The organism is Geobacillus uzenensis, from assembly GCF_002217665.1.
GTDB classification, from domain to species: domain Bacteria; phylum Bacillota; class Bacilli; order Bacillales; family Anoxybacillaceae; genus Geobacillus; species Geobacillus subterraneus.
Genome location: NZ_NEWL01000010.1, coordinates 158906 through 174595 on the forward strand (window position 1 = coordinate 158906; position 15690 = coordinate 174595).

The 15690-nt window shown below is 51.7% G+C and carries 19 protein-coding genes; 10 read left to right on the plus strand and 9 right to left on the minus strand.

The genetic code is table 11. The features are described 5' to 3' along the window. From B9L21_RS16245 to B9L21_RS16255, 3 genes are read right to left on the minus strand one after another with little or no spacing between them, the layout of a single operon-like run. Positions 1-774, minus strand: a complete 774-nt coding sequence (locus tag B9L21_RS16245; RefSeq protein ID WP_063167146.1) for a sigma-70 family RNA polymerase sigma factor — start codon at positions 772-774, stop codon at positions 1-3. After that, positions 734-1222, minus strand: coding sequence for an anti-sigma B factor RsbW (gene rsbW / locus B9L21_RS16250; protein ID WP_063167147.1), 489 nt, complete (start codon positions 1220-1222; stop codon positions 734-736). Before rsbW ends, B9L21_RS16245 begins: the two co-directional genes overlap by 41 nt. Next, positions 1219-1569 carry an STAS domain-containing protein gene (locus B9L21_RS16255; RefSeq protein WP_063167148.1) on the minus strand — a complete coding sequence of 117 codons (351 nt, stop codon included), beginning with the start codon at positions 1567-1569 and terminating at the stop codon, positions 1219-1221. The genes rsbW and B9L21_RS16255 overlap by 4 nt, the downstream gene beginning before the upstream one ends. A gap of 130 nt (positions 1570-1699) precedes the next feature. Between B9L21_RS16255 and B9L21_RS16260 the strand changes: the two genes are divergently transcribed. The 6 genes from B9L21_RS16260 to B9L21_RS16285 all read left to right on the plus strand — a co-directional run bounded on the left by B9L21_RS16260 (position 1700) and on the right by B9L21_RS16285 (position 7052). After that, positions 1700-2083, plus strand: a complete 384-nt coding sequence (locus B9L21_RS16260; protein ID WP_063167149.1) for a YkvA family protein — start codon at positions 1700-1702, stop codon at positions 2081-2083. A gap of 162 nt (positions 2084-2245) precedes the next feature. Beyond that, a complete protein-coding gene (locus B9L21_RS16265) occupies positions 2246-2935 on the plus strand; it encodes a uracil-DNA glycosylase (protein WP_011232888.1) in 690 nt (229 codons plus the stop codon). Positions 2936-2953: 18 nt separating this feature from the next. Then, the gene (locus B9L21_RS16270; protein ID WP_063167150.1) at positions 2954-3253 is read left to right on the plus strand and encodes a YwdI family protein; all 300 of its coding nucleotides are present in this window, start codon (positions 2954-2956) and stop codon (positions 3251-3253) included. 761 nt (positions 3254-4014) lie between these two features. After that, entirely contained in the window at positions 4015-5247 is a 1233-nt protein-coding gene (iscB, locus tag B9L21_RS16275; RefSeq protein WP_063167151.1) for an RNA-guided endonuclease IscB, read from the plus strand. 109 nt (positions 5248-5356) lie between these two features. Then, positions 5357-6610 carry an RNA-guided endonuclease IscB gene (iscB, locus tag B9L21_RS16280; RefSeq protein WP_255211279.1) on the plus strand — a complete coding sequence of 418 codons (1254 nt, stop codon included), beginning with the start codon at positions 5357-5359 and terminating at the stop codon, positions 6608-6610. Between the two features lie 70 nt (positions 6611-6680). Then, positions 6681-7052, plus strand: coding sequence for a DUF423 domain-containing protein (locus tag B9L21_RS16285; RefSeq protein WP_015376087.1), 372 nt, complete (start codon positions 6681-6683; stop codon positions 7050-7052). A 52-nt stretch (positions 7053-7104) separates the two neighbouring features. Here B9L21_RS16285 and B9L21_RS16290 read toward each other — a convergent pair whose 3' ends face one another. The 5 genes from B9L21_RS16290 to hemQ form a co-directional block, all read right to left on the minus strand. Continuing rightward, entirely contained in the window at positions 7105-8007 is a 903-nt protein-coding gene (locus B9L21_RS16290; protein WP_063167152.1) for a prenyltransferase, read from the minus strand. Positions 8008-8026: 19 nt separating this feature from the next. Continuing rightward, entirely contained in the window at positions 8027-8527 is a 501-nt protein-coding gene (locus tag B9L21_RS16295) for a hypothetical protein (RefSeq protein ID WP_033011019.1), read from the minus strand. A gap of 134 nt (positions 8528-8661) precedes the next feature. Next, positions 8662-9249 (minus strand): spore coat protein GerQ, encoded by a 588-nt coding sequence (gene gerQ / locus B9L21_RS16300; protein WP_015376086.1) that lies wholly within the window; start codon positions 9247-9249, stop codon positions 8662-8664. Between the two features lie 18 nt (positions 9250-9267). Then, positions 9268-9714, minus strand: a complete 447-nt coding sequence (locus B9L21_RS16305) for a cell wall hydrolase (RefSeq protein WP_011232884.1) — start codon at positions 9712-9714, stop codon at positions 9268-9270. Positions 9715-10035: 321 nt separating this feature from the next. After that, a complete protein-coding gene (hemQ, locus tag B9L21_RS16310) occupies positions 10036-10782 on the minus strand; it encodes a hydrogen peroxide-dependent heme synthase (protein WP_011232883.1) in 747 nt (248 codons plus the stop codon). 228 nt (positions 10783-11010) lie between these two features. Between hemQ and pta the strand changes: the two genes are divergently transcribed. Beyond that, positions 11011-11991, plus strand: coding sequence for a phosphate acetyltransferase (gene pta, locus B9L21_RS16315; RefSeq protein ID WP_015376084.1), 981 nt, complete (start codon positions 11011-11013; stop codon positions 11989-11991). A 199-nt stretch (positions 11992-12190) separates the two neighbouring features. Next, positions 12191-13042: a biotin/lipoate A/B protein ligase family protein gene (locus B9L21_RS16320; protein WP_033011015.1), complete on the plus strand. Its 852-nt coding sequence runs from the start codon at positions 12191-12193 to the stop codon at positions 13040-13042. 144 nt (positions 13043-13186) lie between these two features. Here the strand turns inward: B9L21_RS16320 and B9L21_RS16325 are convergent, their stop codons facing one another. Further along, the gene (locus B9L21_RS16325) at positions 13187-13843 is read right to left on the minus strand and encodes an RsfA family transcriptional regulator (protein WP_063167153.1); all 657 of its coding nucleotides are present in this window, start codon (positions 13841-13843) and stop codon (positions 13187-13189) included. A gap of 173 nt (positions 13844-14016) precedes the next feature. Between B9L21_RS16325 and B9L21_RS16330 the strand changes: the two genes are divergently transcribed. Beyond that, positions 14017-14244, plus strand: a complete 228-nt coding sequence (locus B9L21_RS16330) for a DUF1450 domain-containing protein (protein WP_011232879.1) — start codon at positions 14017-14019, stop codon at positions 14242-14244. Between the two features lie 144 nt (positions 14245-14388). Next, the gene (locus B9L21_RS16335; RefSeq protein ID WP_063167154.1) at positions 14389-15687 is read left to right on the plus strand and encodes an HD domain-containing protein; all 1299 of its coding nucleotides are present in this window, start codon (positions 14389-14391) and stop codon (positions 15685-15687) included. Positions 15688-15690 lie beyond the last annotated feature (3 nt).

Consider the following 15690-nt stretch of genomic DNA (forward strand, 5'->3'; position numbering starts at 1 on the left):
TTATGACGGATAGGCGGTGGCAAGCTGCCGCTTCAGCTTTTCGATCGCCCGCTTTTGAATGCGGCTGATCGTCATTTGCGAGACGCCGAGCTGTTCGGCGAGCGAGCGCTGCGTTTCTCCGCGGCGGAACACCGCCTCGATGACGATCCGCTCCTGCTCGCTCAGCTTGCCGATCGCTTCCTGCAAGTCAAGCCGCTCGATGAGCGCCTCGACCTCGTCCGTTTCATCAGCAAGAAATTCGCCGATGGTTGTCGCGTCCTTTTCCCCGTCCTGCACCGGGGCATCGATGGAAATCGCCTGATAATGGTCGCGGCCAGCCAAAATCTCAATCGTTTCTTCGACCGATAACCCTAAATGGCTCGCGATTTCCTCGATGTTCGGCGACCGCTCAAGCGTAACGGTCAGCTCATCGATCGCCTTCTGCACTTTGCTTCCTTTTTCTTTCACCCGGCGCGGCACCTGGATATACCACGCTTTGTCGCGCAAATAATTTTTCATATAACCGATCAAGCTTTTCATCGCGTACGATTCGAAGCTTGTTCCTTGCTTCGGGTCGTAATGCTCAAGGAGGCGCAAAAACGATAACCGCCCGACTTGAAATAAATCCTCGTAAAAATCGGGGCGGCTGCGCGCCATTTTTTTGGCCGCGGCCGCAATGAGCGGCTCGAAGCGAACGAGCAGCGCCGTCGCCGCTTCTTCCGTCTTTGTCTGTTGATAGGCGGAAATGAGGGCGTCAAGCTTGCTCTTGGACAGAGGAGGGGGATATACATTCATGGGCATGCTCTCCTTCGCCGCGATGGCGGAATTTCGTCAGGCGGACTTCTGTTCCGCTTGTTGTCGTGACACTCACATCGTCCATGAGCGCTTCCATTAAAAAGAGGCCGAGACCGCCGATTTTGACGTCCTTAAGCGGCTTAGCGGACAATGGGGCCGCTTGCTTCGCCGCCTGTTTGTAATCAAATCCTTTCCCTTCATCTTTAACGATGATCGTTAAGGCATCGGCACCCATCTCAAAGCGGAGATGAATCATTCCCCTTTTTCCGTTGTACGCATGCAAAACAGCGTTATTGCACGCCTCGGAAACAGCGACTTTCATATCTTCAATCTCTTCATATGAGAATCCCATCTTAGCGGCCAGCCCATACAACGTCAAACGCGCGACATCGATAAACTGTGCATCGGCTGGAATCGATAGCTGTACGACGGTTTCGTGCTCTTTCATGATTGGCCCCCGACCCTTTCTGTCGTATCGTTCGTTTCGGAAAAAAAGTAAGATACTCCCGTTAAGTCAAACAAGCGCTGCACTTTGGGCGGCACGTTCTCAATGGCAAACTGCGCTCCTTGTTTCTTTCTCGTTTTCAACAGTGCGACAAACATGCCGATGCCGGTGCTGTCGATATACGTCAATTCGTCTAAACGGATGACAAGCAGTTTCCTTGCATCATTGGCGAGCGGCTCGACGGCGCGCCGAAACTGCTCGGCTGCCGCTAAATCAAGCTCCCCTTTTATGTATACTACGTGCCGGTCTGACTGTTCGTCATGAACGATATGAAATCGTTTCCTGTCCATGTTCGTTCACCTCAAATGATCGATCGTTTGTCTTCAGGATCGTTAATCAGGTTGTCCGCCGCTTAGGCGTTTACAATGGATATACCCATATTTTATACTATTTGAAACAGAAAAGGGGCGGAGATGATCCATGTTCGAAAAATGGAAAGAATGGGCGAGGGCGCTGAAACGGGAAATTTTTGTCTTGTATTCAGCCAGTCGCGATCGGCGCGTCTCTGTCTGGCTGCGGCTCTTTATGCTTGGCGTTGCGGCGTATGCGTTCAGCCCGGTCGATTTGATCCCCGATTTCGTTCCGGTTCTCGGGTACGTGGATGATTTGTTGCTTGTGCCGCTGGGCATTTACTTGGCGCTAAAATGGCTGCCGAAAGACATCGCCGCTGAACACCGGGCAAAGGCGGAAGAGCTCGCTGGGCGCGGCAAGCCGACCAACTGGGTCGCCGGGGCGCTGATCATCCTTTTATACGTGTGGCTTGGCGTTTGGCTGCTTCGGTGGTTGATTTCGCGGACATTTTGATCTTCCCGTCCGCTTTTTTCGATGGCGGAGGCGGGGGATTTGCCCATTAAGCAGGCCGCGTCATGATTGTTCAGGCTTTCCCGTTCCGTTCGCTTTGACGCTGGTGTCTTTTGGGCTACAATGATAAAAGGGAAAAAGCCGATGGCAAAGGAGTTGCTCGCAATGCCGATTCTCAAAAACGACTGGGCTCCGCTGCTTGAAGAGGAGTTTCAAAAGCCGTACTACTTAAAGCTGCGCGAGTTTTTAAAAGAGGAGTACCGGACGCGGACAATTTATCCGGATATGCACGATATTTTCAACGCCCTTCATTATACACCGTATGCAAACGTCAAAGTCGTGCTGCTCGGGCAAGATCCGTACCACGGACCGGGGCAGGCGCACGGGCTTAGTTTTTCCGTCAAGCCGGGCGTGCCGGTGCCGCCGTCCTTAGCGAACATTTTTAAAGAGCTGCATGACGACCTTGGCTGCTATATACCAGATAACGGCTATCTCGTCAAATGGGCTGAGCAAGGGGTGCTGTTGTTAAACACGGTGTTGACGGTCCGCCGCGGCCAGGCGAACTCCCATCGCGGCAAAGGGTGGGAATATTTCACTGACCGCGTCATTGAGCTCGTCAACGAAAAAGACGATCCGGTCGTCTTTTTGCTTTGGGGCCGGAACGCGCAAGAGAAAAAAGAACGGATTACGAATCCGCGCCATCTGATTATTGAAGCGCCGCACCCGAGCCCGTTTTCCGCCGCGCGCGGCTTTTTCGGCCATCGCCCGTTTTCGCGGACGAACGCGTTTTTAACCAAGCACGGACGCGAACCGATCGATTGGCAAATCGAGAACATCGGCGCCCGCGCTGAATGAAGAAAGGGGGAAGACATCATGACGATCTCTTTGGCGGCGGTTGTCGCCAAAATGGAAGACGAATTGCGCAAGGCAAAGGCGGCCCATGACCCGCAGCGGATGCGTGAACATGTCGCTGCCATTCGCGTTTTATGCGATTTGATGCTGGAAACGACAGGCCAGCCGCAACCGTCCGTTCCGTCTGTCTCGACAGAGTCGCTTGCCGTCGGCGGGCCGATTTCGGTTGCTGGCGGGCTTTCGCTTGGAGCCGTTTCTGTCGGGGGACGCTCCCCTGACATTGACGATGAGGCGAACGGGGAGTCGTTGTTGGATTTTTGAGGGGGCAACGAAACACCGTGGAAAACGGTCTTCTCCACGGGGAATGTTGATCAACAGAACTCCGTTGAATCGCTTGCCTTTGTTTGCGCCAAAAAACAAGAAGCGGTTCACCGGCTTGGATGCGGGTCTTGCCGGTGGCGCTCCCGATTGACCGGTTCTGTCGAGTGAAGTGGCTGACATTCATTAGTAATTTGTTGTCGGGGAACATTCCCATTATATTAGTCAACTACCCACCACTTAAAGCCTAACGGCTTTTGAAGTGGGGGCTTGGCAAGCCCTAGTTGACTACCCTCAGCCATTCAATGGCTACGTTGGAAGGGTCATGACACTTACGGATGCTCCTCCAGTCCGTAACCCTGTCGCAGATGGTTAAAAGCTCTGATGGGTAGGAGCGGTGCTGTCTGCCGAACAAGCCCTTCCAACATTGGGGAGGAGGAACTCACTCCTGAAAGGAGCATGGAACAGTTGGTTGATTTTGATAACAAACCGTAAAAAATCGTACCAAAACGTGACCCTTGGTTTTGGTACGAACTGTTCTGTGCTTTCTAGCCTGAGTGAGTGTGACACCCGAAAGGGTGGCTGCACGATGAACTACGTTGGAAGGTCAGGTGAAGTGCCACATTCGGATGTTGCTCCAGTCCGAATCCATGGCAGCCGTGAGGAAGACCGTTGCCTAGGTCATGGCAACCCAACACCGAAACGGCATGCCCTCCTTCCGACATTGGCGAGGAGCGTAATTCCCGCAAGGAGGTTGGTCAGAGATGACCTACGCATTTGTTTTAGACAAAACGGGAAACAAACTTTCCCCGACAAAGGAAAATAAAGCTTGGTATTTGATACGCAAACAGCGGGCAACGTTGGTTCAACGGTTTCCAATGGTCATTCGACTGAACAAAACGATACCGAAGGAAGCTATCGATACAACGCCCATTCGGGCAGGGATTGACGATGGTGCCAAATATGTCGGCATCGCCTTGGTACAAAACGGAAAAACCAAAAACAAACCGATTTTAAAAGGGTTTTTGGAACACCGCCAAGATGTCAAAGACAAAATAGATGCAAGAAGGGCATATCGTAGATACCGAAGAAGCTACAAACGGTATCGTCCCAAACGCTTTCACCATCGTTCTTCATCCAAACGAACAGGTCGGATTCCTCCCACGATTCGGCAAAAGAAAGAAGCCGTCTTGCGCGTCATTCAACAACTTCACAAATGGACGCGAATAAATTTCATCCATTTGGAAGATGTACAAATCGATATCCGCGCCATTGAAAATGGCTACCAACCTTATCGGTGGGAATACCATCAATCCAACCGTTTGGATGAAAACATTCGGAAAGCGGTGATTTTACGAGACCAAAACACCTGCCAAAAATGCGGCAGAACGAATTGCCGAATCGAAGTGCATCACATCATCCCAAGAAGATTGGGAGGCAGCAATTCCATTTACAATTTGATTTGTTTGTGCTCTGACTGCCACAAGGAAGTGACAGGCAACGAACTAGCCTACAAAGACGAATTCTTCCAAAAAATCAACGGAAGACCCGTGCGTTATTGGGATGCGATGCATGTCATGCAAGGGAAAATGTATCTTCGGAAAGAACTAGAAACCGTTGCCCCTGTGATATTAACAACAGGGGGAGACACCGCAAACAAACGGATTGATTGGGGAATCGAAAAGTCTCACGCCAACGATGCCATCGTCATCACCGATTCGTTCGTCACCAACGAACAATGCGCCATCAAGGAATGGCACATCAAGCCGATGCGCAGACGTTCAAACAAAAAGACGGACGAAGTGGACGGTTTTCGCCATCGGGATGTTGTCCGTTATACGAAACGTAACGGAGAAACGTACGTAGGCTACATTACCGCCCTTTATCCCGACAAGAAGCAATGCAATTTAACCACCATCGATGGCAAAGTGTTGAAAAGATACGGTCTGAACCGATTGACATTGATTCATCGTTTCAAAAATCTCTATTGGTTTTGAATATAGAAAAAGGAGGTGAATTCCTGGTTAATATTTCAAAAAAGTCACATTTTGTTGCGATTTGGGACGAAATGTGACGGTAAATATTAACCAGGTACACGTCTTGTTCGTGTACATTATCAATAAGCATGGAAAACCACTCATGCCATGCTCACCAAGGAAAGCAAGACTTTTGCTAAAACAGAAGAAAGCAAAAGTAGTAAGAAGGACACCTTTTACCATCCAGCTTTTATATGGTAGCAGTGGTTACAAACAACCCGTGTCATTGGGTGTTGACATGGGGACACGACATGTAGGAATTTCTGCAACAACAAAGAAAGATGTGCTGTTTGAAGCGGAAGCGCAACTTCGAACAGATATTGTGGAATTACTTGCTATACGGAGACAGTTCCGTAGAAGTCGAAGAAACAGAAAGACTCGCTACCGAGAAGCCAGATTTCTTAACAGAAGAAAACCAGAGGGATGGTTACCACCATCTATTCAACACAAAATCAACTCGCATATAAAGTTGATTGACTTAGTTCACAATATTCTCCCTGTCACATCTGTCACTATTGAGGTAGCAGCATTCGATACACAGAAATTAAAAAACCTAAATATCCGAGGGGTGGAATATCAACAAGGAGAACAAATGGGGTTTTGGAATGTTAGAGAGTATGTTCTATACAGAGACAATCATACTTGTCAATATTGCAAAGGAAAAAAGAAAGACCCTGTTCTCCAAGTGCATCATATTGAAAGTCGAAAGACAGGAGGTGATTCACCAGATAATCTGGTCACTCTATGCAAAACATGCCACCATGAAATTCACGAAAAAGGGCTTGAGCATATATTTCAACGCAAACGACCGCCTATGAGGGATGCTAGTCAGATGACCGCCATGCGATGGGCAATGTTTAGTAGGATAAGAGAAAAATACTCGCATGCAAATATCACATACGGGTATATCACCAAATGTATTCGCATTGCTAATGGACTGTCTAAATCTCATATGGTGGATGCTCGTTGTATTAGTGGAAATCCACTAGCCAAGCCAAGTGGCACGGTTTATCTTCTAAAATTCGTTCGAAAAAACAACCGTCAATTGCATAAAGCAACCATCTTAAAAGGCGGAAAACGAAAATCAAACAAAGCTCCACGATTTGTCAAAGGGTTTCAACTGTTTGACAAGGTGGTATACGAAAGGAAAGAATGTTTTATATTTGGCAGAAGAAGCAGTGGTTATTTTGACCTTCGGCTGTTAGATGGCACAAAAGTGCATGCTTCAGCAAGCTGGAAAAAGTTAAAAAGAGTTGAGCATGCTAGTACATTGTTAATTGAAAGGAGGAAGGGCGATTCCTCCCCGACTTTCGCTCTCGCTTAGAAGTCGGGGTCTCCTCGCCAAAGAAGATGAATGAGGGAAAACAATCTTTCATTAGAAAGGCGGAACAGCTATGAAAACATTCGTCCTTCTCGGCGCGCTCAATGCGTTTTTAGCCGTCGCATTGGGAGCGTTTGGCGCGCACGGGCTGGAAGGGAAGATTCCGGATCGTTATTTGGAGATTTGGAAAACGGCGGTCCAATACCAGATGTTCCACGCATTAGGGCTGCTTGTTGTCGGATTGCTCGCTGGCAAGGCGCCGAATGTCGGGCTGATCGGTGCGGCGGGCTGGGTGATGTTCGCCGGCATCGTGTTGTTTTCCGGGAGCTTGTACGTATTAAGTGTAACGCAGATTAAGCCGCTTGGCGCGATCACTCCGTTTGGCGGCGTCGCTTTTTTGGTCGCCTGGGTGATGATCGGATATGCGGCATTAAAATGGTTGTAAACGGAGCGCAGGAGCGGAGCGCTCCGTTTTTTTGCCGCCGTCCCTCTCCGCTCTATAGCGAAAGCCATAGACTCAACGTCAACAACAGTCCAACGGCCCAATGATGGCGGGCGGCCCATTTCATGCCGCTTCTTTCCTCGGTTCGACTAGCGCCGGGGCGGAAACAGAGACGAAGCCGGATGGCAAGCGGCATCGCGAGCCCTGTGACCGCGGCAAGCAAAGGAACGATATGCCAAACGATCAAAGCAGCAATGGACAAGTAGGCGGAGACGAGAAGAAGCCCGAGAAGGCGCACGGCGTTGTTCCGTCCGAGCCGGATGGCTAATGTGCGGCGAAACGGCCGGTCTTTTTCGATGTCGCGGATGTTGTTTGTCAAAATCATCGAGGTGATCAGCAAGGCGAACGGGATGGACAAGGCAAACAGAGCGGTGTTTGGAACATGCCCTTGTACGGCATAAGCGAGTGCGGTCACGACCGGCCCCATGCAAACGGCGGCGGTCAACTCACCTAAACCGAGCGAGGCGAGCGGACGCGGCCCGGCTGAGTAGGCGATCCCGCAGATGATCGCTGCGGCGCCGATCCACGCGATGGCTGGATCGCTTTGCCACGCCAAGTACGCGCCTAACGCAACCGCGACGGCCAGCATGGCGCCAGCAACGGCAGGGATCGAGCGATGGGCAGGTCCATGGCCATGCCCGTTCGTCCATTTGTCATCGTCTTGGCCGCGCAACCGATCAAAATAGTCATTCAGCATGTTGACGGCTGACTGAATCAGCACAGAGGCGGCTAACATCGCCAGCAGCACCTCGATCCGAACGGCGCCCTTTTTCGCCGCCAGCGCGGTGGCGGCCAGCACAGGGCTGATCGTTCCGCTCCATGTCGGCGGGCGCATTAAGTGAAGCCATGAAAAACGGTAAACCCAATGCCGATCTTCTTCACGATGTTCATATCGCAATGCGAACCCCTCGTTTCCGTTAGGAGAGTAAAAGCATGCATACGATGAGCACGACAAATCCGGCCGCTTCGACCGACTGAACGGCAATGATCGAGGTCATCGCTTTTTTTAACGGCGCATCGTCACCGCCATTGGCTTGGCGCCAAAGGTATTCATTGGAAAACACCGTCATCGCCTTGCGGTAGCCGACGAACATCCCCCAAGCGAGCGTTGCGATGCCTGTGAGAAGGGCGGTCAGCCATACACGGCCATAGGCGGTCTGCCATACATCTGCCCAACGGTTGATCGGTCCGGCGGCTGTGCCAAGCCATATGCCAGTGGCGATGACGACGGCACTTGCCGCGGCGAGCGGCCGATGCGACCACTGCATGAGCGAGCGGAAAAATTGCCGGCGCTCAAGAGGCGGCATGAATTGGGAGGCTGGATACACTGCCCAGCCGATGAATGCCACGCCCCCCACCCACATGATCGCCGCGATAAGATGTACCCCCAGCAGGAAATCACGCGACGTCCAAACCATCAGTAGACACCTCTTTTGTGTCATTTACCACCATTATATAAGGCCGTGTAGTAGCAGCTTGTGATGGCCATCACGTCAACCAAAAAAAGAAGGTTGCCATCGGCAACCTTCTTGTCAAAAGACAGTTTTTCCGTTTAGCGTGGAGAATACGTAGCAAGCGGTGTTGCGGCTGTAGCACCGGCAAACGGATATTCGTAGGCGATTTCTCCTTCAAACGTGACGTAATCGAGGTAAATCATCGGGATCAAATAGCGTGTGCCTGTTTGTGGGTCGCTTAAAATGACATGGTCACGTCCAGCCGCTTCAATGACGCCGCGAAACACCTTGGCATTCCACTCACGGTTGTTTTCAAACGTCGCATAGATAGTGGCGACTTTTCCTTTGTTTAACCGTAAAATGTTTTCAATGTACGATTCTTCAATCGGCAGCATCCCTGGAATCGATGGGCCGGTGGTGGTCGGCATCGGTGTCGGGGCCGTAAACGTCGGCGCCTGCAAACCGAACGTCGGAGCGGCGGCTGTCGCCGGTGTCATCGTTGGAGCGGCAGCCGCTTGCGGATAGTAATAATACGGGTACGCCGCCGGATAGTACGGCTGCGGATACGGATAGCCGTATGGATAGGATGCATACGGTTGTTGCCGTTCTTGACCGAACGGCGAATAATAAAATGATTGTTGCTCCTCATCAAGTGGATAAAATTGATTTTCTGGATTGTTCGGCATAAAGAACCCTCCTCAATATTAAGAATAGACACGTGGGCAGTCGGATGGAGTCGGTGCAAAAAAGCAATGCGATTTATAGCGGCCGACGTTCCACTGGCCAAACCATTGCGGTGGGCACGGTTGACCTTCAGGTGGTTTAAAAAACCAAAGGGCGTTTGTCGCTGGGTGGTAGCGCCAACCGCGGAGCACTTGGCGGGCTAGGCCTATATCCACTTCGCGCGCCCGTTGGTAAAAGTACCCTTTTTGCACCGCCTCAAAGCCGCCCGGGCTTTGAAACACCATTTGCCGGATAGAGCGGATGCCGCGGAAGTCAAGGCAGTCGGCGATGACGCGGTTGACGCCGACGTTGCCGACCATGAGCATCCCAAGCCGCCCGTCTCCTTCCGCTTCAGCTCGCATGAGCCGAGCCAACAACTTTACTTCCTCTTCTGTGTGGGCTACAATGGAGGGAGCGATCTGACCCATATCGTCACCTCAGTCGTTGTGAATTTCGACAGTAATAGGCTATTGGTGGAACAAGAAAATGGTGACAGACAGACAGGCGATTTCTCGGAGGAATTTCTGATTTATATGTATGGGGCAGTTGGGCTGGATATGACAGAAACAGGGGAGGTTGACCAAAAAGGGAAACCCGTTGCGCAAGAAAGACCCGTAACATGATGTGCAAAGGGATGACGGCGGAAGAAATCGCTCGTTTGGCTGACCTTTCAGGGGGAGGAGCTCGCCGGTTGCTTGAAGAACAGGAAAATAAGCGAAGGGGCCCTGCCGCGTTTGGGCCCCTCTTTTTTATACATGGAAGAACGAAGGAACTTTTTCCACCGACAAGCGAGTGCCGACGAAAAATGAACCAAATTCGCCAAAGCGGGCGCTCACTTCATCAAAGCGCATTTCATAGACGAGCTTTTTGAACTGGAGTGCATCATCTGAAAACAAGGTGACGCCCCATTCAAAATCATCCAAGCCGACGGAGCCGGTGATGATTTGCGTCACTTTGCCGGCGTATTTTCGGCCGGTCATGCCGTGGGCGCGCATGAGTTCGCGCCGCTGTTCCATCGACAACATGTACCAGTTGTCGTTGCCTTGGCGCCGCTTGTCCATCGGATAGAAGCAAATGTAGTTCGTTTTCGGCAAAATTGGATACAAACGGCGGCGCACCTCTGGAATTTGGTACGGATCTTCGCTGCCGGACGCCAAGTAGTTGCTCAACTCCACGACTGAAACGTACGAATACGCAGGTAATAAATAGTCGGCGAGTTTCGTTTTGTTAAGCGCTGTTTCGATTTCATGCAGCTCATCCAGCGTCGGCCGCAAAATCATGAACAAAATATCGGCTTTTTGCCCGACGATCGTGTAGACGGCATGGCTTCCTTGCTTCTCGCTTTCCGTCGTCTCCCATTGGTCGACAAGCGCTAAAAACTCACTGATCGCTGCCTCGCGCTCTTCGTTTGGAAGTGTTTTCCACGCGCTCCAGTCGATCGTGCGGAAATCGTGCAAACAATACCAACCGTCCAACGTTTGGGCCGCTTCGCTCATCATCGTCACTCCTTTATTCAATCAATTGTACAGTACCACTATATCATAGTTTGGCCAAAAAAGCGGGTGTCCGTGCATAAAGCAAAAGATACTGAATTGTTCCAAAAGGTGAATTATTGATTGGAAGGGCTTACGATCGTTGCGTTTTCGTATCGAAGCGGTATGCTTAATGTAGAGAAAGGCTGATGCCTGGAGACAGGCGGGCCAACCGTGAAGGAGGCATGAATCGTGACAACCGATTTATTTACGGCATTAAAAGCGAAAGTAACCGATACGGGTCGAAAAATCGTGTTTCCGGAGGGAACCGATGACCGCATCTTAACGGCGGCGAGCCGTTTGGCGACGGAGCAAGTGCTTCAGCCGATCGTCCTTGGCGATGAGCAAGCGATAAGGGTGAAAGCAGCTGCGCTTGGCTTGCCGCTTGAAGGGGTGGAGATTGTCAACCCGCGCCGCTACGGCGGGTTTGATGAGCTAGTTTCGGCGTTTGTGGAGCGGCGCAAAGGGAAAGTGACAGAAGAAACGGCGCGCGAGTTGCTTTTCGATGAAAATTATTTCGGTACGATGCTCGTTTATACGGGAGCGGCCGACGGCCTCGTCAGCGGGGCGGCACATTCGACGGCGGATACGGTCCGACCAGCCTTGCAAATCATTAAAACGAAGCCAGGCGTTGGCAAAACGTCCGGCGTGTTCATCATGGTGCGCGGCGACGAAAAATATGTGTTTGCCGATTGCGCCATCAACATTGCTCCTAACAGTCATGATTTGGCTGAAATCGCGGTCGAGAGCGCCCGGACGGCCAAAATGTTCGGCCTTAAGCCGCGCGTAGCGCTGTTAAGCTTTTCCACGAAAGGGTCGGCCTCGTCGCCGGAGACGGAAAAAGTCGTTGAGGCGGTGCGGTTGGCGAAAGAAATGGCGCCGGATCTGATCCTTGACGGTGAGTTTCAATTTGACGCCGCGTTTGTGCCAGAGGTGGCGAAAAAGAAAGCGCCGGACTCGGTCATTCAAGGGGACGCAAATGTCTTTATTTTCCCGAGCCTTGAGGCGGGCAACATCGGCTACAAAATCGCCCAGCGCCTTGGCGGCTTTGAAGCGGTCGGCCCGATTTTGCAAGGGCTGAACAAGCCGGTGAACGACCTATCGCGCGGCTGCAGCGCCGAAGACGCCTACAAGCTCGCGCTCATCACCGCGGCGCAGTCGCTTGGGGAGTAAAGAGGCGGCGAACTGAGCAAGAGGAGTCGGAACCGGTTCGTTTTGCCAAAGAATGGGCGATCTCTTGTTTCATGCATGGATTCGTGTCAAAGAAGGCGGCTGGTTGCTGTTTAGCCGCTTTCTTTTTTAATGGCCGTAATCGTTCCAGTTTGATGTGGTATAATGAGAGCGGAACGTTCAACGTAAGGGGTTTGCTGCGATGAGCCATGAATTGCTGCGGCAGCCGAAATGGCGGGTCATCGACCAGTCGCATTTCGGTCCGCTGTTTGATGCGAAACAATCGTTTGCCATCGATGATGCATTATGCACCGCGGTTGGTGCGGGACAGTCGGATGCGGTCGTCCGCACGTGGGTGCATGAGAATACCGTCGTCTTAGGCGCCGCTGATACGAAGCTTCCGTACATCGATGAGGCCATTTCGTTTTTGCGCCAGGAAGGGTATCGCGTCGTCGTCCGTAATTCCGGCGGGTTGGCCGTTGTCCTTGACAGCGGGGTGTTGAATATTTCGCTCATTTTTCCGGAAACGAAAAACACGATTGCCATCGAGCAAGGGTATGAGGCGATGTATGCGCTCATGGCCGCCATGCTTGCCTCATACGGCGCCCGCGTTGAGGCGGGGGAAATCGTCGGTTCGTATTGCCCGGGGAGCTATGACTTGAGCATTGGCGGCAAAAAGTTTGCCGGCATTTCGCAACGGCGCGTGCGCGGCGGCGTTGCCGTGCAAATCTACCTTTGCGTCAACGGGAGCGGAGCCGCGCGGGCTGAGCTTATTCGCCGTTTTTATGAGCTCGGCCGCCAAGGAGAGAAAACGAAATTCGCCTACCCCGATGTTGTCCCAACTGTCATGGCGTCGCTGTCTGAGCTTCTCGGCTGCGAGTTGTCGATCGATGAGCTGCTTGTCGCCCTTTGGCGCACGCTGCAGTCGTTTGGCGGCGAGCTGTATTCGTCTGCCCTCGAGAACGGCGAATGGAATTGGTATGAGCAGTATTGGGCGCGCATCGTCGAACGGAATGAAACGGCGCTCAGCGGTGCGCTTTCAGCAGGGGAGTAAGGGAAGCAGTCCGTCCGGCGGCAGGCGAAGAGCCTGCGTTCATCGCCTGACGCCGCCGGCGGACAAAAAGGATGCCCCGTGTCTCGGCCGCACCGGAGAGAGTGCGATCAAGGCGCAGCCATGGATAGGGCATCCTCATTTTGTTTATTCTGCTATTTTTTCCAAGTTGCCGTTCGGGTCCATACGGAAGGTCAGCCCCCGCTCTTCTTCCTCTTTTAACACCATTTTGCGCGCTCGGTTAATGATTTTGACAAGCGTCTCAAAATCTTCTTGGACGGTGGACGAGTTTTCTTCTAATTTCGCAACCTTTTCTTCCAATTCTTCATTTTTTCGCTTTAATTCTTCAATTTCGCGGCGCAGCCGCTCGTTTTCTTTCACTAGTGTTTCTCGTTTCCGCTCGTGCGATTGGAACGTTTTCAAAAAGGCGATCACTTGATCAAGCGTGACTGATTGGGGCTGTGGTGCCGCTTGGATGACGGCAGGCAGCTGCATCACCTCTCCCAGCTCTTCGAATGATGGCATCGGCGGCTCGTACAGACGCCGCTTTTTCGCGCCGCCTTGTTTGGCGAGCAGCCGCTGGCGCTCTTTCCGCTGTTTTTTCGCCAGCTGAAGCGCCTCTTCATATCGGTGGCGGACGACCGCGTTCCAGCGGAACCCGCAGGCGGCTGACGTCCGGTTCAGCTTGTCGCCGACTTCTTCAAACGCATTCAGCTGGGTGCTTCCTTCGCGCACATGGCGAAGCACCGTTTCCGCCAACAATAAGTCGTCTTCTTCCGTCCAAGCGTCTTGCCGTTGTTTCATCATTCTCCACTCCTTTTTCGCTGCTAGTAAAAGGATGGGCAAAACGAGGCAAGTTTATACGTTGCAAGTTTACAGGATTGGCAAATTGCCAGAATGAAAGCCGCCCGCTTGCAATTTTTTCGCGAAAGCGGTAGAATACACAAAGCAAACGCTGTGGAAAGGGATGACGGATGATGGCGAATGAGTTTCGCGTTTGCGACGACTGCAAGGCACCGAATTTAAAAACATTGATTCCGCGTTTGAAAAAGCTGGATCCGGATGCGGTCATCAAAATCGGCTGCCAGTCGTATTGCGGCCCAGGGCGGAAAAAGACGTTTGCTTTCGTCAACAACCGTCCGGTGGCGGCGCTGACGGAAGACGAACTGATTGATAAAATTGCTGAAAGGTTGAAAAAGCGATAACCGATCACCTTCTTTGCCGAAAGAAGGTGATTTTTTGTTTTTTCCGTCAATAATGGAGAAAGACGGAGAAAAAAGTCAACTATTTCTTTGCCAAAAGAAACGGCGTATAATAGATGTATGTTGGAGACGGAAGAGGAGGATGCGATGTATTCCGGCGGGCAGCTTGACGAAGAAAAAGTGTTTAAAGATCCGGTGCACCGATACATACATGTTCGCGACAAAGTGATTTGGGATTTGATCGGCACAAAAGAATTTCAGCGCCTGCGCCGCATTAAGCAGCTCGGCACGACGTACTTGACGTTTCATGGCGCTGAACATAGCCGGTTTAACCACTCGCTCGGCGTCTACGAAATCATCCGCCGCATTCTTGATGACGTTTTTGTCGGCCGCGACCATTGGGATCATAGCGAACGCCTCCTTTGCCTATGCGCGGCGCTTTTGCACGATTTAGGGCACGGCCCGTTTTCCCATTCGTTTGAAAAAGTGTTTCATTTAGACCATGAAGATTTCACCCGGGCCATTATTGTCGGTGAGACGGAAGTGAACGCCGCCTTGCGCGCCGTTGACAGCGAATTTCCGCAAAAAGTGGCCGAGGTGATCGCCAAAACGTATCCAAACAAACTCGTTGTCAGCTTGATTTCGAGTCAAATTGACGCCGACCGGATGGACTATTTATTGCGCGACGCGTACTATACCGGCGTCAGCTACGGCTATTTTGACATGGAGCGCATTTTGCGCGTCATGCGCCCGCGCGAAGACCAAGTCGTCATTAAGCGGAGCGGCATGCATGCGGTCGAGGATTACATTATGAGCCGCTACCAAATGTATTGGCAAGTGTATTTCCATCCGGTCACGCGCAGCGCGGAGGTCATTTTGACGAAAATTTTGCATCGGGCAAAAAAGCTGTACGAGGACGGGTATACGTTTGCGACGAAGCCAACCCATTTTTTATCGTTTTTTGCCGGCCATGTAACGCTCGGCGACTATTTGGCGCTCGATGAAGCGATCATCCTGTTTTACTTCCAGCAATGGCAATACGAGCGGGATCCGATTTTAAGCGATTTATGCCAACGGTTTGTCCACCGCCGTCTGTTTCAATATACCGAATTTCATCCGACGAACGAGCAAATGACAAAGCTGATTGAGCTGACGGGCTTGTTCAAAAAGGCCGGGATCGATCCAGACTATTACTTGGTCGTCGACTCATCGTCCGACTTGCCGTACGATTTTTACCGGCCTGGCGAGGAAGGCGAGCGCCTGCCGATTTATCTGCTTATGCCAAACGGAGAACTGCGCGAGCTGTCGCGCGAATCGGTGCTCGTTGACGCCATTTCCGGCAAGCGGCGCACCGACCATAAGCTGTATTTTCCGGCTGACTTTCTCCATGACGTATCAACGAAGCGGACAGTGAAGAAAAAGATTATGGACATTTTAAAGGGTTAGGAG